The following is a 25,470-nucleotide window of genomic DNA, read 5'->3' on the forward strand; positions in this document are numbered from 1 at the left end:
AATGTAGCTGAATCGCTCATTTCAGGGGTTTTCATTCTTTTAGATTATTCTGTTAAGTACGAACAACAATAATCAACGACACTATGTACCTTCAATTGAAACGTCTCATTAGCAGGAACGTAGAAAACACCACTTCCCTCAATTGTTTCCCAGTCTTCACCAGCTAATTTATAGTCCAAATTCCCAGCTAAAATCTCCATTTCCTCTTTTAAAGAAGTGGAAAATTCATAGTCCCCAGGCAGCATGATTCCTAGCGTCCTTTTCGTACCATCTTCAAACAAAACAGTTCTGCTCGTTACTTTCCCATCAAAATAAATATTGGCTTCCTTGATTAACGTGACATTTTCAAATTGTGACATCTCTTTCTTCCTCTCGCGTTATTATCTTAATGTATCATAAAAAAATGTCTGATTAAATAGAAATTTTGAATGGTTATTGAACTTAATGAAGATACTTCGACAAAAATTTAAAACCATCTGAGTTGTTTTTCTCAAATGGTTCCTTTCTAATCTATTCTCTTACCAATAAAAAATTAAAAAAACAAGATTAATTTTCCTTTTTTAGAATTATTTATTTAATTCGAGATATTATTGAAGCGTGTTACGAAAGATCCTAATAATGTTCTAACATGTAGCAAATCATAATAAAATCAATAACAACTGGAGGGAATCATCTTGCAAAACAAAAATAAAATCAAAACCGTAACTGGAACGGATATCGATGAAGTCAAACGCCTTAATGCGCAATCTGGGTTGTCTTATAATGAGGCAAAAGTGATGCTTGCAGAGCAAAAAGGATTTAGTTCAGATAAACAGCGAAACAACATCAATTAAAGTTTAGCTAATAAATCCCCTTCTTTAGATAATATATGATTTTTTTCGGTATTAATTAAAATAAGCTGTTGAAACTCTTCAACAGCTTATTCATCTCTAATCATGTTTTTTCAGGTCAGACATATTTCAACTAATCTTCTCTGCATTTTCAAATCGATTTAATCGTAAAAGAGAAAGATCCTACTGCTGCTTCATTAGGGGTTTTATAATAAACCATATCCGCTCTCACATTCGGATTTTCAATTCCACCCATTTCTGGAATAATAAAATAAAGATCTTCTACAACCTGTAAATACACATCTGTATGGATTTTTAGAAGAAGCTAATAAAAAAGAAGCTCATCCTAAAAGAATAAGCTTCTCTATGCTCAGCTTAACTAAAAACCCCAAACAACACATCTAAAAAGACGATCACAATTGCAACAGGAATCAAGTATTTCAATAGATAGTACCAAATATTAAAAAATATAATCCCAACTTTTGATCCTTGTTGCAGTTCTTCTAGCAAGACAGATTTTGAAACTTTATTTGTGATAAAGATCGCTGTCACTAAGGCACCCAAAGGCATGAGGACATTACTTACTGCATAATCGACCAAGTCGAAAAATGTTCGATCAAACAACTGAACATCGGCCATCAGTCCATATGATAAGCATGATGGAATTCCGACCACGAAGATTAGACTTCCAATGATCCATGCATACCTCTTTCGTTTTTCTCCAGTGTTTCTCGTCATAATCGCCACAGCACTCTCAAGCATTGAAAACGCTGAAGTGAGCGCAGCGAATAAAAATAAGATCAAGAAAGCGATGAAGAACAACATGCCAAATGGCAATTGATTAAAGACTGCAGGTAAAACGGAGAAAATTAACGTTGGACCTTCATTCACTTCTAACCCAAACGTAAATACTCCTGGAAAAATAGCTAGACCAGCCAATAACGAAATAATAATGTTCATGATGACGATCCATGAAGCAGACCTAGGTAAATTCTGTGTTTTAGGAAGATAGGAACTATACGTCACCATAACTGAAACACCTAATGATAGCGCAAAAAACGCTTGACCCAAAGCAAACAAAATACTTTCTGAAGTTATTTCTGAAAAATTAGGTACAAGTAAAAACTTAATGCCTTCCATAGCTCCGTCCAAACTAAGAGAACGTACGACTAAAACTAAAAATAAGATAAACAAAGCAGGCATCATGATCTTACTTGCTTTTTCAATCCCTTGTTGAACTCCTCTTGCAACAACGATAATTGTACATAATAGAAAGACGATTTGTCCGATTAGCGCCGTCACTGGATTAGAAATAGTCGCTCCAAATAACTGACCAAATTGATCCTGTGTCAGTCCATTTAAGCTACCAGTAAAAGCTTGGAACAAATAAAGAATAATCCAGCCCCCAACGACACTGTAAAAGGATAAAACTAAAAAGCTCGTCGTTACACCCATTACCCCATTTAAATACCAGAGTGTCTTTGGCGCTAACTTTTTATACGTCCCTATTGCATTTGCTTGCGCACGGCGACCGATGGCGAATTCACCAACTAACAGTGGATAACCGAGTAATACCGTAAAAAGAATAAATAAGAGGAAGAACGCTCCTCCACCAGATGTCCCAGCAACATAAGGTAATTTCCAGATCGCCCCTAACCCGATCGCAGAACCCGCCGCTGCCAAGACAAAGCCAAATTTGGACTTCCATTGTTGTTCATGTTTTGACATTTTATATCAAGCCCTTTTCTCTTTGTTTTGATGTTAAATAAATTTAGACACAAAGAGGATTATATCGTGTATTTTATCTTTTTATAAGGGCTTTTATCAAAGATTTTGTATTCTGATATATTTTTTTACTATTTAAAATTATCCCAAAGATAAAAAAGATGACTCCACAGTCGCTGCATGCAACCTACTTGAGTCATCCTCTTACCTTTTACACTTTTTTAAAAATCGTTGCAATCCCCTGTCCACCAGCAATACAAAGGGTTGCTAATCCCCATGTTGCCTTTTGTTTTAGCATGGAATGAATCAATGATACACAAATTCTTGCTCCGCTGTTTCCAATTGGATGACCTAAAGCAATCGCTCCACCATTAATATTCACTTTTTCTTGTGGTAGATTTAATTCCTTGATCACAGCAAGTGCTTGGGCTGCAAAAGCTTCATTTAATTCAACCAAATCGAGATCATCTAGTTCAATATTTGCTAACGCTAGTGCTTGTTTGGTTGCATCTACAGGTCCAATCCCCATTCGATCTGGTTTTACACCTGATACCCCTAGGCTTACAAGCTCAACAAGCGGTTCAAGCTGATATTTGTTCATGATTTTTTCAGATACAACGAGTAACATGGATGCGCCGTCATTTAATCCTGAAGAGTTACCTGCTGTCACTGTTCCATTTTCTTTGAAAACAGGCTTTAGACTACCCAGCTTCTCTAGAGTTGTTTGTCTAGGATGTTCATCTGTTTCAAAAACAATCGGCTCGCCTTTTCTTTGGGGAATGTGTATCGGAATGATCTCGTCTTTAAACTTGCCTGACTCAATCGCAGCATGTACCTTTTCCTGACTTCTTAAGGCAAATTGATCTTGTTCCTCTCTAGAAATTTGATAGTCATCAGCCAAATTTTCTGCGGTCATCCCCATTACGAGTCGGCCATACGTTTCAATTGGCTGTGAACCAGGCTGACTTTCTTTATTTGGATCAAGAATCTCAGCATTCCCAGAAAGAAAACCATATCTCGCATTTCGAATATAATAAGGTGCTGTACTCATGCTTTCTACCCCACCAACGATGTAGGCATCACCATAGCCAGCTCGAATCGCTAAAAAGCTATTATGAATCGCTTGCATCCCTGAACCACATTGGCGATGAACCGTATAGCCAGGCAATGATTCGGAAAGACCTGCTTTTAAAAGTGCTAGTCTAGCAATATTAGACTGATCTTGACTTTGTTTTGCTTGTCCAATGATGACTTCATTTATCTCATCTAATACAAGTTCTCTTTCTTTCAAGTCATCAAATAAAGGAAGCAACAACGAATCTGGTTTGATGTTTTTTAACGCTCCTCCTAGTTTACCGACGGCAGTTCTTTGTGCACTAACAACATAAACGCGTTCACTCATTTTTTCTGCCCTCCTAGGATTTCGTTAATAAATTTGGACTGATTTGAAATGCTGCCTCGGTTTTTTCCTTCACTTCATCAAGTGTTACACCTGGCATTAATTCTGTTAATACTAGCTGATTATTCGAAAACGTAAATACAGCAAGCTCGGTAATGATTACATCAACCTTACGAACTGACGTTATCGGGTATGAGCACTGCTTTACCAGCTTAGGCTCGCCTGTTTTTGTCGTATGGTTTGTCGTGACAATGATTTTCTTGACACCAACTAATAAATCCATTGCTCCGCCAACACCCATAATGTTCTTTCCAGGAACCGCCCAGTTGGCGATATACCCTTGTTCATCAACCTGCAATGCTCCTAAAATAGCGATATCTACATGTCCACCGCGTATCATCGCAAATGAATCTGAACTATTAAAATATGAGGCTCCAATCGTCTCTGCAATCGGTAATTTCCCTGCATTTACTAAGCTTGGGTCAAACTCTTCATCAGAAGCTAATTCACCCACACCTAACATCCCATTTTCTGTATGAAAAAAGATCGATGTCGTATCGACATATTTGGCTACTAGAGTAGGGATTCCGATGCCTAGATTAATGACTGACTCTGGCATAAGCTCTTCAGCTGCCCGCTTGGCAATCATTTCTTGTATTTCTTTATTTGATTTCATGGCGAGCCACCACCCCTTCTCTAGTCAAAATGAGTTCGCTTGTGACTATCGCATCTACATAAAGATGAGGCGTTACAATCTCTTCTGGCGATAGCTGACCTACTTCCACAATTTCATCTACTTCAGCAATAACAAATTCAGCAGCTGTAGCCATCATCGGATTAAAATTTCGTGCCGTCTTATAATACGATAAATTACCAAGTGTATCTGCTTTCGCTGCTTTAATAAGGGAAACATTCGCTTTTAAACCTGGTTCAAAGACATAGGTTTCGCCGTTAATGTCTCTTGTTTCCTTTCCCTTCGCTAACTCAGTTCCCACACTCGTCTTCGTATAATAACCACCAATACCTGCACCCCCAGCACGAATCGATTCAGACATCGTACCTTGAGGCATGAGTTGAATATCAACCTTTCCTTCATTGTACGCATCTCCCACTTCACGATTGCTAGTGAAATAAGAGCCGATCGCTTTTTTAATTTTCCCCTGACGAAGTAAAATCCCTAGCCCTTTACCTGGTTCACCCAAGTTGTTACTTATAATCGTTAAGTCTTTCACTTCGAACTTTGTCAATTGATCAATCAACGTTAAAGGTGCTCCAACTAACCCAAAGCCACCTACCATAACCGTATCGCCTGTTTTAATTTTAGAGATAATGTCGTTTGGCTTTGTCAGTTTGTTCATATGCTCTCACTCCTCTAATTGTAAATAGATGGTTACTACCTACAATCGTTGCAAACTGTGATTACTTTTTTAAAAATTAAACAGTTGGTCGAATGCCTTGATATGCAGACTTGAGCATCTCCCTGATCTGTTGTTTTTCGATTGGACGCGGATTATAGAATGAAAGTTCGCTAATTTGATTAACGACTACCTCAATTTCTTCTTTTTTCATTCCAATTTCCTCTAATGACATCGGGACTCCTAATGACAGCGAAAAATCAAATAATGCCCCTGATACATCGTTTTCATTTGACTCGAACACATGTGAGAGTACCTTTATTGCATCAGGAATATGATCAGCGTTATAACTAAGCACATATGGCAACATAACAGAATGTGTTTCTGCATGAGACAATCCACATGTTCCACCAATAACATGGCACAGCTTATGATGAAGGGACATATGAACTGAACCTAGAACCGTACCTGCTAACCAAGTACCATAAAGAGCTTCAGAACGAGCATCCATACTCATTGAATCCTCAATCAATTTTGGCAAGCTTTTTTGAAATGCCTCTATTCCATTTTCAGCAAGCAAAGAAGTGACTGGATTCGCATTTTTTGCATAGAGTCCTGCTACACAGTGGGCCATTGCATTTAGAGCACTTGTCACCGTTATGTTGATTGGAAGATTGACAGTTAGCTTCGGATCATAGATCACCACTTTTGCTTTAACAAGTGGATCAATTCCTGTTATTTTCCTCCCACCTTCTGTCATTCCCCAAATCGATGTCATCTCTGAGCCAGCATACGTTGTCGGAATCGCAATAATCGGCAACGCTGTCTTTAAAGCAATCGCTTTTGCTAACCCAATGGAAGAGCCGCCTCCAATCGCTACAATTCCATCCACATTCGTTTTTTTCACTTGCAAAAGAGCTGATTTAACGATTTCAACAGGAACGTGTTGTACGGAATTATCATAAATGCCTACACAGCGCTCCCCTAATAACTCAGCCACTCTTTCTGCTTGAGCGATTCGTCCCCTTGTCGTGATAATGAGGACTTTATTTAGATTCTCTCTTTTTATTTCCCCTAATATATTCGTAACAGCATCAACACCAAATACAACTCGACCAGGCTGACTTTCATATTCGAACTGCACTTAAGACAACCCCTCAAATTTACTTGTCTCTACGATATTTCTTTATCTTTTCCATATCTAGCGTCACACCAAGACCTGGCTTTTGTGGTACGTAGACTTTTTCGTTTTTAAAGACAACGGGCTCTTCAACAATGTCATCAGCCATCCAAATTGGACCAAAAAGCTCGCAATCCTCTGTTAAATTCGGTAATGTACTGTATACATGTAAGCAAGCAGCCGTTCCAATTGAACTTTCAAGCGAAGTACCACCAAAGCAAGGAATACCTGCTGCTTCTGCAATCGCTGCAATTTTTTTCACTCTACTCATCCCACCTGATTTATGGATTTTCAGTGAAAAAATATCAACAGCATCCATCTCTACTAACTTCAGTGCATCTTGAACAGTACTAGCACTCTCATCCGCCATAATCGGGACTTTTCTAGTCGCCTTTAGGCGAGCAAGCCCTGCAAAATCCCATTTTGGTAAAGGTTGCTCGAGAAAATCAACCTTCGCTTCAGCAAGTTGATCCATCCATCTTAGTGTCGTTAGTTCGTCCCATGAACCATTTGGATCAACACCTGTGGTCGTCACTCCTTCTAGTCCTTTTGAGACTTCTATTACTCTTTTAATATCGTCAACAGTCGGGATTGCTCCTGCTTTCATTTTGAAATTATGATGCTCGCGCTTTTTAACCTTGTCTTTGCCTTCTGCAATATCCGCCTCAATGCTTCCCGCAGCTAAAGCCCACCTAACAGGAATGCCATCACGAACAACACCACCAAATAGTTGGGAAACTGGAACATTAGCAAGCTTACCAACGATATCATAAAGCGCCATTTCAACCGTTGCTTTTGCAAATTCATTTCCTAGCACTTGTCGATCCATTTTTGTAAGGAGTGCTTCGATATAAGAAGGGTCTTCTCCAATAAGAAGAGGAGCAAAGTATTTCTCAATGACCAATCTCATTGTTTCAACGCTTTCTCCACCCCACCAAATGCCTGGTGTCGTCCCTTCTCCAATTCCCGTTACGCCCTCAGATGTCTCGATTTGAATGATCAACAAAGGCTTTGCATTCATTTTTGCAGCCGAAAATTGATGAGCTCGTCTTAGCGGAATATCGACAATATCTGTAGAGATTGCAGTGATTTTTGTATTCATTGAATGAATCTCCTTTTTAAACTTATGGTTTCTTTTCAATCGATAACCTCGAGAACTGACCAGCAAAGTATGTTAATGCATCTCCATCTTTATATTCAAAGTTTTTCACTTCACCTAAGTAAAGAACATGATCTCCACCGTCATAGGCGTTCCAAGGCACACATTCAATGTAAGCAAGCGACTCTTCTATACGAGGGGCATGCTCGCCTTCAACCCATTTGAAAGGTAGATTTTCTTGCGGACGTCCTGCGAAATGCATCGCTACATCCTGTTGTTGATCATTCAAAATATTAACTGTGAATGCATTATTCTTTAAATGCTCTAATGCCTTTGTTTTACGATCGACTGAAACAAGAACAAGTGGTGGATCTAGTGATACGGACGTAAATGAATTAGCAGTTAAACCGTGATAGCCACCTTCTACATTACACGTAACAACCGTCACACCTGTTGCAAAACGTCCCATACAATTACGAAATTCTCTTGGATCCATCATAAACTCCTCCTTTTAGATAGCGCTTTCATTAAATTTAATTAACATGTGAAATCTAATTAAAATGTATCAATATTCAGATTTATTTGTAACTGCAAAAAGAAGTAGACATTTCAAACAATACTATCAAAAACAAACGAAAGAAAATCAGTTGTCAGAATAGAATACTAACCTATGAGGTTTCTAAAGCCTCAAACGTTCTTTATTGACTAAAGTTACTTCACTTATATCCAAACAAACGAAGGAGGAAACAAATGATTATCGAAAAGGCGACATTACAAGATGCAGAGTCCATATTAGCCATTCAAAAAGAGGCTTATATCCGCGAGGCTATTACGTATAATAATTATGAAATAGCACCTTTGACGGAAACGTTAGAGGAAATGAAAGATGATTTTAAACAAAAGACTGTTTTGAAAGCGATTTTAAACGAAAAAGTCGTTGGCTCAGTGAAAGGCTATGTGGAAAAGGGTACTTGTTATGTTGAACGCTTAATGGTTGATCCCGCCTCTCAAGGCCAAGGAATCGGAAAAAAACTTATGCTTGATCTAGAAACATACTTTCCAGATTGCGAGCGCTTTGAATTATATACAGGTGGAAAAAGCACCTATAATATTAGATTCTACGAAAAGCTGGGCTATACCATTTTTAAAACAGAAATGATTCGTGAAAATATTGACTTTGTTTTCATGGAAAAACAAAATAGTCAAAACAACTAATCTAAAGAAATGAGGAGCATTCACAACTAGTGAACTGCTCCTCATTTCTTTTCAATATAGCAAACTACTGTACTCTTCCTAATAAAAAATGAGCTTTCTCGACTTCTTTATGAAGAAGCAAATGACGTATTCTTGTCGAAGAAATAATTTCCCCTTCAGGACAAGTCACGATTGGATGCTGAAATGTATGAAAGTGATCCTGTAAATCGAGAATCGAACCACTCTTCCCTTTACCGAATTGAAAATCTGGTCCTACCCATATTTCTCTCGGATTTAAACGTTTCAGTTCATCAATGTATTCATCAACAGTACGCGCGGCATAATCACGATCAAAGGACGCAAAAATGGCATAAGAGACTCCTAGTTCTTCAAGATATCTCTTCTTTTCAGGGAGTTGAGTCAAGACTAATTGATTTTGAAAAAAGGCTCTTGGAGGTGGGTCAAATGTGTAGACAACTAATGGAACCCCATATTCATCCGCACGTGATTTTGCTTTTTGGATTAATGCTTGATGTCCACGATGAATACCATCAAAGGCCCCAATCGTTACTACTGAGCGATCTAAGTCGAGTTGATTATTTTGAAATGCTCTCATTTGAACTACCTCCATTTTTTCCTATGATAAAAATGATTTAATCGTTTCATTAATTTTTGGCTGATTGTGAAATACTAATGTATAGTGGTTGCAATCATCCGTGATTGTTTGTAACTGTTTGATCGACTTTTTCGTAAGATCATAGTCTTTTTCTAAAAATAAAGGTGGATACGGTCCGATCTCCCCCTTCGCAATCACGAGTAACGTCTTGCATGAAACCTTTGAACAAACCTCTTTAGGATCAAAAGTATAAAAACTTTCAAAATCCTTTAAGATTTGCTCAGGATCTGACTTATGCTTCCACCCGCCTTCAAAAGGCTTAATTTCATACTCAACATTCGCTTGAACAACGTCGCTCCATTCTATGCCGATCCTTGTATAGATCGCCTTCGTTTCGTTGACATAGCTTTCAGGTGTTTCATGTCGTTTACTTAGACGATTTAATGAAGGTTTCACGATATCTCGCTGATGGTCTGTTGTTTTTGCTGCACCATCGAGCAATATGAGAGCTCTCGTTTGTTTTAAGCGACTCGCTACAGTTGCTGCGATGAAGGCGCCCATTGAATAACCTAGTAAAATCGGATTTTCAATTTGAAGAGATCCTATTAAAGCAATAAGGTCTTGAACATGATTTTCAATCGATGTATCAGGATCTGTTTCAGAACTATTTCCTCGTCCTCTTAAGTCATAACTAATAAAACGGTATTCGCCAGCTAGCAATTCCCTGTAATAATGTAAGCTTTTATGATTGCCTGTTAGTCCATGAATCGCAATAACTGTTCCTTTTTCCCCAGAACTATCAAGTAGTTGAAACGTTTGCCCATTTACGGTATGCAAATACTCTTCCATCTACACCGCTCCTCTTTTAAAGTACCTTGTATAGAGAATAAACAGCCTTACCAGGAACACGTTTCCCAGTCGAAAGAAAGACTGTTTTATTTAGCCAGTCATACTTTTTTGATGCTGTTTCAAAGACAGGAGAAGACCGAAAGTAATACTCAGACGGATCCACATCTTCATTATTATCTAATCGTTTAATGACTTCTTTTGGTCCATGTCGCAACCCTTTATATGTCATTAAAATGATCTCTTTATCCTCCGTTTCAAGGAGAATTCGAACATCTTGTACGACTGTTCCATCATCGCGAACAGTTATCCAATCATCACCGCCAGGAATAACGATCCCTTTTAATTCAGGCCCTTCAAAAGCGCCTCCTGTTACTTGAATGATTCTTCTATTTCCGATTGGTGTTTCACCTGGCAAGTACGGCGCACCGACTTCCACATATAAATCAAATAAAAATTCCAAATTAGGTGCTGGCAAACGTTCTAGCGTCATCAAATCGCTCCTCTCAAAAAGCTAGCATTCATGTCTCTACAGCCTAAATTGTTGTAGGGAATCCACACTTGGATTCCCTACAACGAACACTTCCTACATTACTTTTTTGCAGCGACCTTTAGAGGACGTAATGCAAATTCAATTGTTCCTACTGTATGATCATCTTGTTTTTCTAATTTTGTAATAAGGGAATCACGTACTCCATCTGCAACATCAGTTTCTAACCAAGGGTCGCCTTCAAAGAACACTTGTGTGATTAGCTTATCATGACCTTCTGCATCGATAATTAAATGAAGATGAGCTGGGCGATTAGGATGTGAATCAATATGCTTTAAAAATATTCCTGTTGGACCACCTGTTGGTATTTGATAAGGTGCTGGGATAACCGTCTTAATCGTAAAACGTCCTTGATCATCTGTTTTAAAACGTCCACGTAAATTATACTCAGGAATGCCATCAGCAAAATGAGAGTATTCTCCGTCTGCATCCGCTTGCCACATACAGATATCTGTATTTCCAAGTGATGATCCATCAATCGATTTTACATGACCTGTAAAGAAGAGAACCTCACCCTTCTCATCTGGACGTTGTGGCAATGTTAATGGCTCCTGTAATTCAGGCTCACCTTCAATGTAGTACGGCCCAAGTAATGAAGGCTCTGTTCCTGGAAGGTCGCCATACATGCCACGTAATACGTGAGTTTCAAAGAATACGTCCATAAACAATGGAATTTCTCCAGAGCGTCCTAATTGATCGAACCATAGACAGAACTCACGATATTCCTCATGCGTAATTTGTTTTTCTTCGATAAGCTCCTTTGTTTTCTCTAACAAACCTTCAAAAATACTTACTACTCTTTCATTTGCCATTTTTATTTCCCCCTAATTAAAATTTTTGGTGAAGAGAGGACTTTTCCATTTCTCCTCTCTTCTCTATTAATATTTAGTGAAATATTATAGATTCTTAAAATAGTTCACATCATCTGGATTAATCCAAGTTGGGTTTACCCATCCATCTAAATCGTAATCATCCATACATTGTTGAGCAAAGTCCTCATACGATTGAGCTTGACCTGTAGCATTAGCCATTACCAAGTTCTCTAAGCGGATGTTCTCATTATTTCCAGAGTAGTTACGCTCATATAGCTCATGACGACCACCGTACTCTGTGCCAATCGCATCCCAAAGTAGTTTAATGACTTTAATTTTTTCTACAGCATCAATATTGTTTGAACCACGATATAACTTATCGATATATGGACGAAGGTCAGGATTCTTAAAGTCGCTCGCACTAGATGGTTGTACGATTAAGCTTCCTGCTACCACCGTTTCAATAATCGCTTTTACGCGAGGCCAGCCCTCTGCCATAAAGACGCGATATGCTAATCCATAATCGATATTTGGTAAAACGGTGCCATTTGCTCCTGGGTTCGGATTAAGGGCCATCGCATCACTTAACGACCAGAACATATTTCTGTAAGCTAGTACTTCCCCAATATTTGCCTGAACTCCACGGAATTGATCTGTCCCATTTCCTCTTAATGCTTTAATTAATAGCCCTGAAATGAAGTCTAATTTTACTGCGAGTCGTGTCACGCCGTGGAATGTGAAACGATTTAAGAATCCACTTTGTGCGAAGAAATTATTTGCTTTTTCCACATCTTTATAAACTAATACATTCTCCCAAGGGATAAGGGCGTTATCGAAAATGAGAACGGCATCATTTTCATCGAAACGGCTGCTTAATGGATAATCAAACGGACTTCCCATAACAGCTGCATTCATTTCATAAGAAGGTCGGCTAATAAGCTTGACTCCTGGTGTATCCATCTTCGCTACAAATACTAGCGCAAATTCTTCACTTGGTACTGGTAGCGCACCGTAATGGGCAACAAAGTTATAGTTTGTGATTGCAGAACCCGTTGCAACCATTTTTGAACCACTTACTAAAATTCCTTCTTCTGTTTCACCAACACATCGAACAAAAACATCTTTCACTTCATCAATCGGTCTGTTTCGATCTACTGGCGGGTTAATAATGGCATGATTAAAATACCAGTTTCTTTCTTGCGCTTCTTTATACCATTTCTTCGCATTATCTTGAAAAGGTGCGTAATAATCTGGGTCTGATCCGAGCGTTGCTAAAAAGGCAGCTTTGTAATCTGGAGATCTTCCCATCTGTCCATATGTCAATCTAGACCATGCAGCTATCGCATCACGTGTTTTAAATAAATCTTCTGGCGTGCGATCTGATTGGAAATAACGTTGTGTAAATCCACCATTTCCTGTATCTGTTTCTCGTGTTAAGATATCTTTATTTTTAGGATCATGTAGTGCATCATACAGTCTAGCGATTGAGCGAGCTGAGTTACGAAATGCAGGGTGCGTTGTTACATCTTTCACTTTTTCACCATGAAGCCAGATCTCACGATTATCTTTCAACGATTCTAGATATTCGTCTCCTGTTAAAGGTCTCCTTAATTTTTGCTCTGTTGTCATCTTCATTACCTCCCTGATTCTTCTGATCAATAAAATGTAACCGCTTTCTAATTATGAGTTTAAGTGTTGTTGTGAATTTTTTGAACTGCAAAAAAATACAGACAATTAGATAATGACTAGCATATTGTGTAGAAGTTTCACAGTAATAAAAACCTTGACCTTCAAATCGTAAATGATTAAAGCCTCCAACACTTTATACGTTGAAGGCTTCTACCTGCTTAATTATTCATGACTTTTAAAACAAAATAAATCCTTGTTGCTAACTGACACTTAAATCGACCAGCTCCTGTTTTTAGATCGATATCACATAGTGACTCAATTCTCTCAATACGATAACGTAGTCCTGCAATCGATAAATGCAGATCTTTGGCTGTCTGCTGGAGATTCCCGTTATTGTCTAAATATGATTTTAACGTAATAACTAAAGTCCCTTTATTCTCAATATCATAATCAACTAACTTACCAATTGTATTGTGATAAAACGAAATTAACTCCTCCTGATCGGTACCCTTAAGAAATAAAATAATTGGCTCAAACTCTTCAAACGTAGCATAGCGACTATCCATTGGATACGTTAGTTGAACAAAATCACAAATACGCGTGGCATCATGATAGCTTTTCCTAAGTAAACTAATCTTTTCTGCTTTTCGACCTGATCCAGCATATACTTTGGCTTTCGGTATCTTTTTATTGATCATCTTAACAATGGTCGAAATAAAGTTCTCTCTATCGTCCGTATAGCTTTCTGATAGAATCATGACGATGTAATTTTCCTTTGAGAATATATCTAAGTTCGAATACTTCATCGTAAGAAAATTTAATACGTCTTCCGTCATTTCTTTTGGTGAAACTTTAATAGCAATAATTTGATTCGTTTCGTTCACATTAAAGTCAAAGAGACGAGCGTGCCTCTTTAAAGACACTTCATCTAGCTCTTTATTTTTTATAATCTCATCAAAAAAATCCTCTTTCTTTTTCCATTTCGATTCACTAATTTTACGTTGATGAAACATTTGAATCGTGAAGACCATTAACGCACGTTTAATGATCATTTTCTCCCTTTTATTAAGCTTTTCCTCACCAATAATCACCATTCTTCCTAGCAGAAGATGATGACTCTTAATATTGAATGTTTCAATCCACTTATTATCTTGTTGTGTAGTTGCTACTCTGCTTTTAATCCATTTCTCATATACGGCACGATCTTCTTCGTTATACAAGCTTGAAGAGTGGATCTCATTAAAGTGATCGATGATGATACTACGTTTAAGGGTATCAGCAATTAACTCAGTTGTATCATCAATATCCTTATCCTCAAGCAACAAGTCCGTTAATTGATTTTGAACTTTCTCGGATTCAATGATATCTTCATTTAATTGTTGAATCTCCAAATACACTTGGTCTAAAGTAGATTGCAGAGATTCTGATTGATAATACTGCAAATCCTTTAAATGTTTCTCATCAAGTTCATCGACTGTTTTTGCAACAAAGTAACAGTGAGGGTCTCCTTTTCCTCGGCAATACTTTTCATAAGTAATGACGTCTTTTCCAAATGTTCTCGTTAGAAAACCACTCGCGTAACCGATCAACATCCAACAAACACATTGCTCACTTTCCCCGTAATGAGCAATATGCTCATCAGCTTCAAACGAATTTCGCCAATACCCTGCAAAGTACAAACGATCCTCTTCTATTTCGATAATATCAGGATCGACCGTTACAATGCCCTCCAGTGTATGAAGAGCTGGTCCCGATAGCAACAATTCTTTTTTTGACTCCCATGCATATTTTTCTTCCATTGTCCCGCCATCTCTATACCCACAGGCCCAACCATATCTCATTAAAAATCCTTTCGTGCGTTCTTCCCCTATTGTATCAATTAAATCCCGACGCAAAATTCCTAATGCTTCTACAGACATTAAAACCATTCTTTTATCATGTAGCATAATCGTTCCAGTACGTGGATTAATATCAATTGAATTTTCAAATAATAGTTGATGGCCCTTCATCGACATGTTCATTCCCCCACATTTATTTATTCAGTGAACAATTGAACTAGAGTTAGCATTGAAACTTGAACCATTTGAAAGTCCCCTCTACATTCAACTTCATAGATAAATAAGTTGTCGTTGCTAATTATTTTGTATGGTGCTCTTCTCAAACAACATTTACAGAATATTACAAAAACACTCCGCAAAATAAATGGTCACTTAAAGTGACCTCATCTTTTGAATGCGCTTACATTTTGTGGTTTATAAATATTAGAATTTCAACAGTAAAAAGGTGTATAGGAGAGATATTTGAATCACGATATAGATGATCATTTCTGCAAAACCTGTCTTTCGTTACAATACTAATTTCACATTACACTTACAATCACCTTTTTACAACTATAAAAACCTACAGTTATTTGTTTAAAAACCCTACATTATTGTTAGAGGTTTAGGAAAAAATACACCTGGAAACTTTTCACTGGTCTTACGGGGTTTAAAGAGCTGATGAAGCAATCTTATATATATTTACATAAGATTGCTTCATCAAGGTTAAAAGAGCGGAAGATTAAGAAGTGAATCAGTGCAACCTCAAACGAAATACCCCCATATTAAGACAGAAGTACCAAAAACAATCCCTATCCAAAACATAATCATAACTAAGTACCCCATAATATCTTTCAATTTCAATCCTGCTATTGCAAGTACTGGTAATAGTAAAAATGGTTGAACCATGTTATTCCATGCATCCCCTAGTTGGACTCTCATTGCTGTTTTAACAGGAGAAGCCCCTAATTCCAAGGCAGCTTCTATCATTACTGGTCCTTGGTTTCTATGACTTAGGCTAAGACTACTTAAAACCCAATTATATTAGCGCTTACACATTAATGAAAAAGGATTACATTTATATACATCTCCGTTACTCTCACTTTCTTCGTTCATCAAACCATGCTGTCATTTCTTATCATACGTAACGCAATAAACTGGTTCATTTCTTAAATACAAACGAACACAATCATTCTTCCAAATACAACGCTTATGTTTTTCGTTATTTCGCATTTTATTAACAAACTCTGCATCTGCGAGTGTCGCTCTTCCTAATGCAACCATATCTGCTTTTCCTTTTTCAATAATTTCTTCAATTAAGGCAGGGGTCCCAATCTTTCCAACCGTAATGACAGGAACATCAATATGTTTTTTGATTTCCTCGGCTAAATGCACATTTAAGCCATCAGACATATGGTTTGTTGCTACTTGTCTATGAGAGCTATAAGAACGACTACCCCCATGCTCAATCCGCCCTCCAGCAGAAACATGAATCGCTTCAGCCCCTGCTCTAACTAACTTTTTGCTAATGTACGTTGAATCAATCAATGTATTTCCACCAACCATAAATTCATCCCCATTAATCCGACAAATAATCGCTACATCATCTCCTAACTCTTTTTTCGTTTCTTTAACGATCGTTTCAGCGATTTTTACTCTTCCAGCTACATTTTTCCCGTATGAATCGGTTCGTCTGTTTGCATATTTAGAGAGAAAGTCTGCCAGTGTATAACGATGGGCCATATGAAAATCGACTACATCAAATCCAGCCTGCTTTACTCTCATAGCCGCCTTTACAAAGTCTGCTATGATTTCTTCAATTTCATCAACGGATAAATCCTCAGGCTTCTTATCAGATAGATATAAACAATCTCCTAGCTGCAAGGAGGCTTTTGCACCTTCCTTTTGAATCGATCTGGCTAATGTTGATAACCCTTCAAGATAACGATCATCATGAATAGCTAAACTATTTTCAAACTTTAACAAGCGCTTTGAACTAACGGAGGTATTTTCAACTGTAACTAAGCCAATCCCTCCCGCAGCTCTTTTTACGTAGTAATCAATTAATTGCTCTGTCACAAATCCATCTTTTGTGGCTAGATTCGTATCCATCGGTGCCATCACAATTCGATTTGGAATTGATACATTTCCAATATGGATTGGCTCGAAAACCTTTTGTGTACCCATGACATCCCCTCCTCACTTTCTTGTTTACGTAATTGCCAGTGGATTAAGCGGACTTCCAACTGCACCAGTTATAGAAAGAGGGGCAGCAACGAACATACATTCATAAACCCGCTCTTTAGCCAACTCTTCAAAATTAAATAATTCCATGAAATAAACGCCTAAATCTCTTAATGCTTTCATATGAACAGGAATGACCGCATCGCTTCTTTCCTCTGGCTTAACCTCAACTGCTAGATTATCAGCCGCAATCCCGATAATTTCTTTTTCTGCTATCCACTTTATACAATCTTCTCCAATACCAGGCTCTGAGCTTTCAAATAATTCAGGGTCCTTCTCAAGCATTTTCAGCCAGCCCGTTCGGATAAAAAGCATGTCACCACTTTTAATCGAAACCCCTTGAAAAAATGCACATTCATCTAACATGGAAGGCGTAATGACTTCCCCTGCTTCTAAATGTTCCACCTGTTTAAAAGTAGGTAAATCAAGTAAAATAGCTCTAGTCACGATTCCTTTTACCTTCTCAATTCCACAAAATTTTGCCCCTTTGCTTTTAACAGAATCCCCAGAAAATCCATTGTATAATTGGTCATCATACCAAACATGAGAAAGGGCATCCATATGCGTCGAGCCATGTGTATTTAAAAACACATAGCCATCAGAAAACTGTAATCCTCCAGGTCGTTTTACACCAGCAGCATAATCTCCACCATCGCGAGTGAGGACATGAAATGGTGGCATTCTTAGTGAATGATCGTACGGAGTTTGGTGCATATGAATCGGCATTGATAGACTATACACTTTTCCTTTTGTGATGATTTTTGCAGCTTCAATAATTTTTTCAGGAGAAATAAAATTTAAAGCACCAAGCTCATCGTCTTCTCCCCAGCGTCCCCAATTTGATAGATTCATCTTAACCCTCTCTTTCATTTCGCTCATTTTGTAGCTCTACATTGACAGCAATTCTTCTTTCAGCTTGTTTTTTTTGATTTTCCCTGATTCAGTCATTGGGAATTCACTAACAAAGATAATCTTCTTCGGGATTTTAAAGCTAGCAATCTTCCCTTTTAAATAAGTAAGCACTTGCTCATGAGTTAATTCTATTGCCGCTTTTTTCTTAATAATGGCTACTGGAATTTCTCCATATCGTTTATCAGGTACTCCTAGAAGAGCAACTTGTTCGATAAAAGGATGCTCATAGAGAATTCCTTCAACCTCCTCAGGCGAAAAGTTTTCTCCGCCAACACGAATGATTTCTTTTATCCTTCCATGAAAATAGATATAGCCATCTTCATCTAAGCTTCCGAGATCACCTGTTCGTAACCAAGAATCATGAAAAACTTTTTTTGTTTCTTTTTCACTTTTATAATATTCGAGCATCACATTATACCCTTTTGTCACAATCTCCCCCCTCCTGCCAGCTGGTAGAAATTCTAAGGAAATAGGATCGATAATCGCGATTTCACATGACGGGTGAGCTCTACCACATGATGTTAAGCGCTTCTCCAATGGATCATCAATGTCACACATCCCCACATTCGGAGAAGCTTCACTTAACCCATAAACGAGTAAAATATCCTCAATCCCCATCTTTTCCTTTATCAATTTTACTGTTTCAGTCGTTCCTGTCGTCCATCCAGTGCGAACAGAAGAAAAGTCCTCCCTTTTAAAATTTTCTAATTCCATCACTAATAAAAATAAAGAATCGATTCCGCTGTATGTTGTACACTGATGGGTCTTGATCATTTCTAAAGACTTTGCTGGTGTAAAATGAGCTAACGAATAAAATGGTACTTGATAAATCAAAGAGAGTAAGACCTGCATTGTCACACCACCGATATGAAAAAACGGGCCAGCACAAAACACTTTATCATTACGTTCGATGTGCATCCTCTGCCCAACATCATAGGCATTTCGCAAAAGCCCAAAGTGAGTTAGTAGCGCCCCTTTTGGAAAAGATGTTGTACCCGAGGTGTATTGAATGAGTACAGGGTCATTTGGAATACAGGTGACTTTCTCTAAATCTGATTTAGTTGCTACGGCATTATCCCATGTCGCTGCCTGCTTTGGAGAATGATCTCCTATCCACAGTAAGTACTTCAGATCAGGGAGCTCTTCACTACGAAATGGTTCTAATTCATTCGTTGCTACATTCCATGACATGACTATATCTAGGTACTGATTTGTCAGAAATGAAGATTGCGTGATTAACACTTTACTTTCCGAATGCTTGAGCACATATTTTGCTTCTGATTCTTTAAATCGACAATTAATTGGGACTAAAATCGCACCGATTCTTCCTACAGCGAGAAGGGCAACGACCCATTCGATTCGGTTCGGGACCCAGATAGCCACTCGATCACCTTTTTTAACCCCATGACCTTGCAAATAGCAAGACAGTCCCTCCACTTGGGTTAGCAAGGTTTGATAATCACTTACTTCGTTTTCAATGACACAGCATAATTGATGAGACGGATACGTTTTTATCTTCTCGACAAGTTCAGCTACTGTTTCTGGATGACTCACCTTCTTTTCACCCCTTATTTCTTAATTGGACTTCGTAAACGCTAGAACGTGAGTGTCACCCTCTTTTGGAAAGATAGCTTGAAGCTTCATCCCTACGAAAAGGTCTGAATGATCAATATCCACCAGTTCACAAAAAAATTCCACAGTTGAACCATTATTATCATCATGAATTTTTACAATTCCAAGTACATAAGGCTCATCAGAAAAGAACTCTTTTGATGGCGAACGATGAATAATAGTGTACGAATAAAGTTCTCCTGTTAATGACACTTCCTTCCACTCTAAATCAATAGATTGACAACGCTTACATAAAATACGAGGATAAAACTGATTTTTTTTACAAGTGAGACAGGTTTGCACAAGGATTTTCCCTTCTGAGAGACCAGCCCAAAATACTTTGTTTATTTGCGTAAGATCGCGATGGACGCTTGAAAGATTCACCTTGAATCCCTCCCTAAAATAAGCGTTGATTGAACCGACATGACTCCTCCATTACCATGGACTAAAGCTAAATTTGCATCCGCAACCTGTCTTTTGTCAGCTTCATGTCTTAATTGCCGTACCGCCTCGATCACATGATTAAGTCCACCTGCCGTGCCTGGTTGACCATGCGAAAGTAAGCCTCCATGAGGATTAACAGGTAGTTTCCCTCCAAGCTTCAACTTCCCTTCTTTTAACAATGACACTGCTTCTCCTCGCTGACAAAATCCAAGATCCTCTAAAAGAATCAATACTGTAATCGTAAAGCAATCATACAGTAGTGCAACATCTATATCATTTGGCGTAACACCTGCTATTTTAAACGCCTTTTTACCAGATTCAACACTTCCAAATAAACGAAAATCATCTTTTTGAAAAATATGTTCGTGGGTCGTTTTTTCTCCATAACCTAGAAGATGGATTGGTTTCTTTTTAAACGAACGACTGTTTTCTTTCGATGTGACAATAATGGCCGATCCACCATCAGAAATTAGCGCACAGTCTAGGAGATGCAATGGTTCTGCAATCCATTTTGAAGTGAGTACATCATCAATTGAGATCGGCTTTTTCATATGAGCGTGTGGGTGAAGCAACGCATGTTCTCTATGTAACACAGCAACTCGGGCTAAATCTTCGCTCGTTACATGAAATTCTTCCAAATATCTTTTCGCAATAAGCGCGTAAAAAGATGGAATCGTCGGCCCGTAAATGGCCTCAAATTGTGGATGTCCGAAGGTTGAAAGTCGCTTTATTGCATCTTCTCTTCCTAAACCAGTTAAACGATTTTCCCCAAAAGAAATTAGTACATTTTGACAATATCCAGCTTTTATAACCGCTTGCGCTAAACCAACTGCCGCACAGCCACTAGCTCCACCAAGCTGCATCGCAGTATTAAATTCAGGCTGCAACCCTAAATATTCAGCTAAATAAGTGCTTGGCATAGGATGTGGTTCAGAAAGAGTATAAGAAGAGATAATCCCGTCAATTTCTCCTACATTCATGCCAGCATCGGCTATTGCTTTTTTTGCTGCTAGCGCTTGAAGCTCAATTGAAGTTAAATTCGGTAATTTCCCCATCTCTGTATCGCCAACACCAACGATCGCAACCATAAGATTCACCCCCATAAAAAATGTTTCATAATTCATTGAATCAACTCAATGAATTGATTCATTTTATTATATATTGTAAAATGGAACATAGTCAAACTAATTTTCAAATAATTCAGAATGCGAGGAATTACATTGGAAAATCAAGAAAAACTAACAATACGACAACAAAAGGCTCTTGAAACAAGAAATATATTGTTTGAGACAGCAGTTCGACTTATTTTAGAAAGAGGATTTGACCATGTACATATCAATGACATCACCAGAGAAGCTGGTACTTCAACAGGATCTTTTTATACCTATTTCAAAACAAAAGAACAAATTATCGTCGAGCATTACAAACAAATTGATGCAGTCTATCTCGATGCCTACCAAAAACTTAATCAAAATCTAAGCTCTACCGAAAAATTGATTGAAGTATTAAAGGCAGGATTTACATTTTCAGAAGACTTAGGTAGAGAGTTTATGGGTATCTTTTTCTCGAATCAATTTGCCCAAAAAGAAGATATTCCTTATGTCATGGATAATGATAGAATCATCTATAAAATTATTTATGAAACTATCGATGAAGGACAAAAAAGCGGAGAATTTCGAACTGATCTTGACTTACTAGATTTAATTTCAATGGTTTTTAAGTGCTATACAGGTTCGTATTTTGAATGGAATTTAATGAAAGATAATAGAAGCTTAACGGAAGAAGGCGTAAAATTTCTTTATTTATTTATCGAAGGAACAATTAAAACGAAAAACTGATTAGCTTGCTATTTCTCGCACACCTTGTCTTTCATAAGTACTGTTGAGAAATAGTAATTTTACAAAAATAGAAACAACCTCTCCCAATAAAGGGAGAGGCATGAGTGAATTTATTACGATGAATGAACAGCCATCAGACCTCCAAACCCTCATTCCTCATCTTCGCCAACTGTTTCGTTCGCTGAATAGAATGAAGCCTCATACACCCAATCGCTCCAAACAAACTAATAAAAGCTGAAAGAAGAAATGCCCCGAAATAACTGTTTGTCGACTCAATTAACACTCCCATCACAATCGGTGAAATAATTTGTCCAACGCTAAAGAATATCGTGACAAACCCCATTGCCACAGGAACAAACATAAGCGGAACAAACTCGGATACACTCGCATTCATGATCGTCGGAACAGCCCAGAGTGTGAAACCATATAAGATCACCTCTACAAAAATAAACGCTGCTGAAGTAGAAACAGATAAAGCCATTAGCATCAAAAATTGAATTGTCAAAACGAGTGATAAAGCAAACATTCGCCCAAACTTATCCGAAATTCCACCCCGAATGAATCCGCTTACAATACTAACTAAACCTGCGATGAAAAAAAATAAACCCTCTAGCCATTCCGAATAGCCAACATCATTCATTAAATAATCAACGAGAAAGGTTGAGAAAATCAAATAGCTAAATCCCCAAGACAAATAAATAAATCCAATCATCCAAACCTGTTTATTTCTATATACAGCCCATTTATCACTTTTAATAGCATGTTCTCTTTCTACCGATTGCCTTGTTTCTACGTTCTGGTTTCCAATCGGCTCTAAGCCCGCCTCTTCTGGGGAGTTTTTCAAAAATAGCCAATTCAACATAATAAAGCTCATTGTTATCACCGTCAGGATATACCAACTTACTCGCCAACCTTCAATCGTCACATTGATTATTAACGGGACAACAAGACCGCTAATGACGATGCCAAGACCAAGACCACCCATCGCAAAACCTATTGCCATCCCTTTTTTCTCATTTGAAAACCATCGTCCTGCAAGCCCCATTGCTGGAATCGAAGAGCCACCTGAGCCAAGACCTAAAAGCAAACAGCCACCATAAGCAAGCCAAAAGGACGTCGCGTTTGCACAAACAACCATCCCTACACAAATGATGAGAAGTGAATAATTAATCACTGTTTTAGCATTGAATCGGATCACAAAATAACCAATGATCGATACACTAATTAAATATCCAATAAAAGCTGAGGATGCTATGAAACCCATTTGCCGATAATCAAGTGCCAGCCCTTCTCTCATAAAAGGTAAAATCGCCCCCATTGAAAACCGACCGAACCCAAGACTCCCAAGCATCGTAAAGAATAATAAGATAAGAATGATCCAACCTTTATGTATGTTTCTCACCCCATCCCTCCTCAACGTGTAAAACCTTTGCTCAAAATGTTAACACCTATTTAAATTTAATTATCGTACTTTTCAGATCATTGTGTCAAATATTCCTATAAAAAAACAACTCAGATGATCCGAGTTGTCACTGTAATCATATTCAAATCTTTATTTCACTTCAACTAGCTCTAATTTGAAATCCCCAACGTTTCCCTCTTCGTAAAGATTCGTAATTGACGTTGAATAATTCGAGATCGTTCCTCTGAATTCAATGTTCTTTTCAGGTACCTTCACATCAAACGTCTGCTTATATAACAATGTCGTGATATCATGGTACTCTTCTCCACTTCTTACCTTGAAATCAAACGTAATCTTTCTTTTTTCATCAATGAATTCCTGTTGAAATCCTGTTACGTTTATCACCATATTATCTAACTGGACCTTAGAAACCATTTAACTCTCTCCTTTACTTTCGCAGTATAGAAAATATAGCATTCCTCTGTACTGAATACAAATAAAGAGAACTACAACATACAACATACAAAAAGACGAAGGGAACCTTCGTCTTATCTCTCTAGTTAATCTTATATAGATGATTTTCCCAGCATTTAGATCTCAGTTCTGTTTTGAGTATTTTACCAGAAGGGTTACGTGGTAGTTCCTTCACAAAGTCAACAGACTTCGGCTTTTTAAAGCTTGCTATCTTTCCTTCGTAAAATTTGATAATCTCATCCTCTGTTAAGAAATATCCATCTTTTACAACCACTACAGCTTTAATCGCTTCTCCCCATTTAGGGTCTGGCACTCCGATTATGGCCACATCAAGAATGTGTGGATGAGAATAAAGAACGGCCTCAATTTCTCTTGGATATATGTTTACCCCACCACTTATTAGCATGTCTTTTTTCCTATCAACGATATAATAGTACCCTTCTTCATCCTGCATCGCCATATCACCGACTGTAAAATAGCCATTGTAGAAAGACTCTTCATTCGCTTTAGGATTTTTCAAATATTCACCTAAGAGATACGGAGCTTTCATATATAGCTCCCCGACTTCTCCTTTTGCGACAGGTTCCTTTTGTTCATTTAGTAGTAGGCACTCTATAAAAGGAAATAGCTGCCCCACAAAATGCTCTTTTCACTTAATATCTTTCGGCTTCATATTTAACGTAATAGCGCTTTCAGTCGAACCATAAAACTCATGTAAGTCAGCACTTGGAAAAACATTAAGTATATCCAATTTTGTTGGAGTTGGAAGAGGTGATCCAGCTAATATTAGAACACGTATCGAGTTAATAGTATATTTCTCCCTTATTTCCTTATTTAAATTCACAATAAAATTAAACATCGTTGGAGCTAAAAAGCTATTCGTCACCTGATACCTTTCAACAACAACAAGAAACTGTTCTGGTTCAAACGACTCTTGAATAACAAGAGTTCCGCCAACAATCATTTGCATCGTGATAAAAATCCACGGCGCTGCATGATAGATCGGTCCTGCTACCATATGGACATCAGACTCATCAATTTTATACTCGTAAGCCGCAACAATCCTGTCAACACACGGGATCGATGGGAAATCACAACTCCCTTTGGTTTCCCTGTTGTCCTAGAAGTATAGCCAAGATAAAAACAGTCTCTCTCATCAATCACGACATCTGGTTCCACCCCTTGGTTATACCGATTATTTCCATACACATCATTTATCACAACTACAGGAAAATCCTCAACAACCATTTTTCGAATAGCTTCAGTTCCTAGATCATCGTAGGCGATTACTTCTACTTCTTTAATAGTACGTGCTATTAGGGCGCCAGTACCACCTATAGCTCCAAAATTGACGGCCTTGTTATCCTTATAGAATCAATGACTTCTTGGCTACGATATCCCTTACCAAACATCCCTTTCAAACCTAAATCAAGAAGAGCAGGTGTATATTTATCCATCCTTCCACTTGTCGTCGGTCCAGCAGGATCACAATT

Annotated in this window: 27 protein-coding genes and 2 pseudogenes; 3 read left to right on the forward strand and 26 right to left on the reverse strand. The window is 38.0% G+C overall.

Features of this window, described 5'->3' with window-relative positions; translation table 11 throughout:
- Nucleotides 1–44: 44 nt before the first annotated feature.
- Complete coding sequence (gene ppnP / locus IQ10_RS14280) at nt 45–359, reverse strand: pyrimidine/purine nucleoside phosphorylase (protein WP_144451170.1); 315 nt, start codon at nt 357–359, stop codon at nt 45–47.
- A gap of 315 nt (nt 360–674) precedes the next feature.
- Between ppnP and IQ10_RS18065 the strand changes: the two genes are divergently transcribed.
- Complete coding sequence (locus tag IQ10_RS18065) at nt 675–833, forward strand: hypothetical protein (RefSeq protein WP_158640048.1); 159 nt, start codon at nt 675–677, stop codon at nt 831–833.
- A 148-nt stretch (nt 834–981) separates the two neighbouring features.
- Here the strand turns inward: IQ10_RS18065 and IQ10_RS18070 are convergent, their stop codons facing one another.
- The 8 genes from IQ10_RS18070 to IQ10_RS14315 form a co-directional block, all read right to left on the reverse strand.
- Nucleotides 982–1,131, reverse strand: coding sequence for a hypothetical protein (locus IQ10_RS18070; protein ID WP_158640049.1), 150 nt, complete (start codon nt 1,129–1,131; stop codon nt 982–984).
- Nucleotides 1,132–1,205: 74 nt separating this feature from the next.
- Nucleotides 1,206–2,558 carry a sodium-dependent transporter gene (locus IQ10_RS14285; protein WP_144451171.1) on the reverse strand — a complete coding sequence of 451 codons (1,353 nt, stop codon included), beginning with the start codon at nt 2,556–2,558 and terminating at the stop codon, nt 1,206–1,208.
- A 208-nt stretch (nt 2,559–2,766) separates the two neighbouring features.
- Nucleotides 2,767–3,957 carry a thiolase family protein gene (locus tag IQ10_RS14290; RefSeq protein WP_144451172.1) on the reverse strand — a complete coding sequence of 397 codons (1,191 nt, stop codon included), beginning with the start codon at nt 3,955–3,957 and terminating at the stop codon, nt 2,767–2,769.
- Between the two features lie 13 nt (nt 3,958–3,970).
- A complete protein-coding gene (locus IQ10_RS14295) occupies nt 3,971–4,630 on the reverse strand; it encodes a 3-oxoacid CoA-transferase subunit B (protein ID WP_144451173.1) in 660 nt (219 codons plus the stop codon).
- A complete protein-coding gene (locus IQ10_RS14300; RefSeq protein WP_144451174.1) occupies nt 4,617–5,312 on the reverse strand; it encodes a CoA transferase subunit A in 696 nt (231 codons plus the stop codon). Before IQ10_RS14300 ends, IQ10_RS14295 begins: the two co-directional genes overlap by 14 nt.
- A gap of 76 nt (nt 5,313–5,388) precedes the next feature.
- Complete coding sequence (locus tag IQ10_RS14305; RefSeq protein ID WP_144451175.1) at nt 5,389–6,453, reverse strand: maleylacetate reductase; 1,065 nt, start codon at nt 6,451–6,453, stop codon at nt 5,389–5,391.
- A 19-nt stretch (nt 6,454–6,472) separates the two neighbouring features.
- Entirely contained in the window at nt 6,473–7,591 is a 1,119-nt protein-coding gene (locus IQ10_RS14310; protein ID WP_144451176.1) for a muconate/chloromuconate family cycloisomerase, read from the reverse strand.
- Nucleotides 7,592–7,613: 22 nt separating this feature from the next.
- On the reverse strand, nt 7,614–8,084 hold the full coding sequence (locus IQ10_RS14315) for a flavin reductase family protein (protein ID WP_144451177.1): 471 nt from the start codon (nt 8,082–8,084) through the stop codon (nt 7,614–7,616).
- A 254-nt stretch (nt 8,085–8,338) separates the two neighbouring features.
- Here IQ10_RS14315 and IQ10_RS14320 point away from each other — a divergent pair, with 254 nt between their 5' ends.
- Nucleotides 8,339–8,803, forward strand: coding sequence for a GNAT family N-acetyltransferase (locus tag IQ10_RS14320; RefSeq protein ID WP_144451178.1), 465 nt, complete (start codon nt 8,339–8,341; stop codon nt 8,801–8,803).
- Between the two features lie 64 nt (nt 8,804–8,867).
- Here IQ10_RS14320 and IQ10_RS14325 read toward each other — a convergent pair whose 3' ends face one another.
- The 12 genes and pseudogenes from IQ10_RS14325 to IQ10_RS14380 all read right to left on the reverse strand — a co-directional run bounded on the left by IQ10_RS14325 (nt 8,868) and on the right by IQ10_RS14380 (nt 21,351).
- Entirely contained in the window at nt 8,868–9,398 is a 531-nt protein-coding gene (locus IQ10_RS14325; protein ID WP_144451179.1) for an adenylyltransferase/cytidyltransferase family protein, read from the reverse strand.
- Between the two features lie 21 nt (nt 9,399–9,419).
- Nucleotides 9,420–10,247, reverse strand: a complete 828-nt coding sequence (locus IQ10_RS14330; protein WP_144451180.1) for an alpha/beta hydrolase — start codon at nt 10,245–10,247, stop codon at nt 9,420–9,422.
- A gap of 16 nt (nt 10,248–10,263) precedes the next feature.
- Complete coding sequence (locus IQ10_RS14335) at nt 10,264–10,737, reverse strand: DUF3237 domain-containing protein (protein ID WP_144451181.1); 474 nt, start codon at nt 10,735–10,737, stop codon at nt 10,264–10,266.
- Nucleotides 10,738–10,835: 98 nt separating this feature from the next.
- On the reverse strand, nt 10,836–11,606 hold the full coding sequence (locus IQ10_RS14340; protein WP_144451182.1) for a dioxygenase family protein: 771 nt from the start codon (nt 11,604–11,606) through the stop codon (nt 10,836–10,838).
- Nucleotides 11,607–11,690: 84 nt separating this feature from the next.
- Nucleotides 11,691–13,235: a 4-hydroxyphenylacetate 3-hydroxylase family protein gene (locus IQ10_RS14345; protein ID WP_242009839.1), complete on the reverse strand. Its 1,545-nt coding sequence runs from the start codon at nt 13,233–13,235 to the stop codon at nt 11,691–11,693.
- Between the two features lie 218 nt (nt 13,236–13,453).
- Nucleotides 13,454–15,250: a XylR N-terminal domain-containing protein gene (locus IQ10_RS14350; RefSeq protein ID WP_242009840.1), complete on the reverse strand. Its 1,797-nt coding sequence runs from the start codon at nt 15,248–15,250 to the stop codon at nt 13,454–13,456.
- A gap of 567 nt (nt 15,251–15,817) precedes the next feature.
- Nucleotides 15,818–16,045 (reverse strand): annotated as a pseudogene (locus tag IQ10_RS14355) (TIGR00366 family protein); the annotation flags it as partial.
- A 135-nt stretch (nt 16,046–16,180) separates the two neighbouring features.
- Nucleotides 16,181–17,239 (reverse strand): NADH:flavin oxidoreductase, encoded by a 1,059-nt coding sequence (locus IQ10_RS14360; RefSeq protein ID WP_144451185.1) that lies wholly within the window; start codon nt 17,237–17,239, stop codon nt 16,181–16,183.
- Nucleotides 17,240–17,263: 24 nt separating this feature from the next.
- Complete coding sequence (locus IQ10_RS14365) at nt 17,264–18,148, reverse strand: cyclase family protein (RefSeq protein WP_158640050.1); 885 nt, start codon at nt 18,146–18,148, stop codon at nt 17,264–17,266.
- A gap of 36 nt (nt 18,149–18,184) precedes the next feature.
- Nucleotides 18,185–19,762, reverse strand: a complete 1,578-nt coding sequence (locus IQ10_RS14370) for an AMP-binding protein (RefSeq protein WP_144451187.1) — start codon at nt 19,760–19,762, stop codon at nt 18,185–18,187.
- A gap of 21 nt (nt 19,763–19,783) precedes the next feature.
- On the reverse strand, nt 19,784–20,203 hold the full coding sequence (locus tag IQ10_RS14375) for a Zn-ribbon domain-containing OB-fold protein (RefSeq protein WP_144451188.1): 420 nt from the start codon (nt 20,201–20,203) through the stop codon (nt 19,784–19,786).
- Nucleotides 20,200–21,351 carry a thiolase family protein gene (locus tag IQ10_RS14380; RefSeq protein WP_144451189.1) on the reverse strand — a complete coding sequence of 384 codons (1,152 nt, stop codon included), beginning with the start codon at nt 21,349–21,351 and terminating at the stop codon, nt 20,200–20,202. The genes IQ10_RS14375 and IQ10_RS14380 overlap by 4 nt, the downstream gene beginning before the upstream one ends.
- 132 nt (nt 21,352–21,483) lie before the next feature.
- Here IQ10_RS14380 and IQ10_RS14385 point away from each other — a divergent pair, with 132 nt between their 5' ends.
- Nucleotides 21,484–22,101 (forward strand): TetR/AcrR family transcriptional regulator, encoded by a 618-nt coding sequence (locus IQ10_RS14385; RefSeq protein WP_158640051.1) that lies wholly within the window; start codon nt 21,484–21,486, stop codon nt 22,099–22,101.
- Between the two features lie 133 nt (nt 22,102–22,234).
- On the opposite strand, the gene IQ10_RS14390 is transcribed toward IQ10_RS14385, so the two are convergent.
- The 5 genes and pseudogenes from IQ10_RS14390 to IQ10_RS18810 all read right to left on the reverse strand — a co-directional run.
- Nucleotides 22,235–23,503, reverse strand: a complete 1,269-nt coding sequence (locus tag IQ10_RS14390; protein WP_242009841.1) for an MFS transporter — start codon at nt 23,501–23,503, stop codon at nt 22,235–22,237.
- Between the two features lie 150 nt (nt 23,504–23,653).
- On the reverse strand, nt 23,654–23,938 hold the full coding sequence (locus tag IQ10_RS14395) for a DUF3219 family protein (RefSeq protein ID WP_144451191.1): 285 nt from the start codon (nt 23,936–23,938) through the stop codon (nt 23,654–23,656).
- Between the two features lie 121 nt (nt 23,939–24,059).
- Nucleotides 24,060–24,614 (reverse strand): class I adenylate-forming enzyme family protein, encoded by a 555-nt coding sequence (locus IQ10_RS18800; protein WP_144451192.1) that lies wholly within the window; start codon nt 24,612–24,614, stop codon nt 24,060–24,062.
- A 12-nt stretch (nt 24,615–24,626) separates the two neighbouring features.
- Nucleotides 24,627–25,058, reverse strand: coding sequence for an AMP-binding protein (locus IQ10_RS18805; protein WP_367613674.1), 432 nt, complete (start codon nt 25,056–25,058; stop codon nt 24,627–24,629).
- Nucleotides 24,989–25,461: pseudogene (locus IQ10_RS18810) on the reverse strand (fumarate hydratase C-terminal domain-containing protein); the annotation flags it as partial. The gene IQ10_RS18805 and the pseudogene IQ10_RS18810, both read right to left, overlap by 70 nt.
- Nucleotides 25,462–25,470 lie beyond the last annotated feature (9 nt).

The organism is Halalkalibacter nanhaiisediminis (genome assembly GCF_007830185.1).
Taxonomy (GTDB): Bacteria; Bacillota; Bacilli; order Bacillales; family Bacillaceae_D; genus Halalkalibacter; species Halalkalibacter nanhaiisediminis.

Excerpts from the sequence above, each read along its gene's own strand:
- ppnP (WP_144451170.1), bottom strand. The coding sequence starts at position 359 with ATGTCACAATTTGAAAATGTCACGTTAATCAAGGAAGCCAATATTTAT.
- IQ10_RS14285 (WP_144451171.1), bottom strand. The coding sequence starts at position 2,558 with ATGTCAAAACATGAACAACAATGGAAGTCCAAATTTGGCTTTGTCTTG.
- IQ10_RS14290 (WP_144451172.1), bottom strand. The coding sequence starts at position 3,957 with ATGAGTGAACGCGTTTATGTTGTTAGTGCACAAAGAACTGCCGTCGGT.
- IQ10_RS14295 (WP_144451173.1), bottom strand. The coding sequence starts at position 4,630 with ATGAAATCAAATAAAGAAATACAAGAAATGATTGCCAAGCGGGCAGCT.
- IQ10_RS14300 (WP_144451174.1), bottom strand. The coding sequence starts at position 5,312 with ATGAACAAACTGACAAAGCCAAACGACATTATCTCTAAAATTAAAACA.
- IQ10_RS14310 (WP_144451176.1), bottom strand. The coding sequence starts at position 7,591 with ATGAATACAAAAATCACTGCAATCTCTACAGATATTGTCGATATTCCG.
- IQ10_RS14315 (WP_144451177.1), bottom strand. The coding sequence starts at position 8,084 with ATGGATCCAAGAGAATTTCGTAATTGTATGGGACGTTTTGCAACAGGT.
- IQ10_RS14320 (WP_144451178.1), top strand. The coding sequence starts at position 8,339 with ATGATTATCGAAAAGGCGACATTACAAGATGCAGAGTCCATATTAGCC.
- IQ10_RS14325 (WP_144451179.1), bottom strand. The coding sequence starts at position 9,398 with ATGAGAGCATTTCAAAATAATCAACTCGACTTAGATCGCTCAGTAGTA.
- IQ10_RS14330 (WP_144451180.1), bottom strand. The coding sequence starts at position 10,247 with ATGGAAGAGTATTTGCATACCGTAAATGGGCAAACGTTTCAACTACTT.
- IQ10_RS14335 (WP_144451181.1), bottom strand. The coding sequence starts at position 10,737 with ATGACGCTAGAACGTTTGCCAGCACCTAATTTGGAATTTTTATTTGAT.
- IQ10_RS14340 (WP_144451182.1), bottom strand. The coding sequence starts at position 11,606 with ATGGCAAATGAAAGAGTAGTAAGTATTTTTGAAGGTTTGTTAGAGAAA.
- IQ10_RS14345 (WP_242009839.1), bottom strand. The coding sequence starts at position 13,235 with ATGACAACAGAGCAAAAATTAAGGAGACCTTTAACAGGAGACGAATAT.
- IQ10_RS14350 (WP_242009840.1), bottom strand. The coding sequence starts at position 15,250 with ATGTCGATGAAGGGCCATCAACTATTATTTGAAAATTCAATTGATATT.
- IQ10_RS14360 (WP_144451185.1), bottom strand. The coding sequence starts at position 17,239 with ATGGGTACACAAAAGGTTTTCGAGCCAATCCATATTGGAAATGTATCA.
- IQ10_RS14365 (WP_158640050.1), bottom strand. The coding sequence starts at position 18,148 with ATGAATCTATCAAATTGGGGACGCTGGGGAGAAGACGATGAGCTTGGT.
- IQ10_RS14380 (WP_144451189.1), bottom strand. The coding sequence starts at position 21,351 with ATGGTTGCGATCGTTGGTGTTGGCGATACAGAGATGGGGAAATTACCG.
- IQ10_RS14395 (WP_144451191.1), bottom strand. The coding sequence starts at position 23,938 with ATGGTTTCTAAGGTCCAGTTAGATAATATGGTGATAAACGTAACAGGA.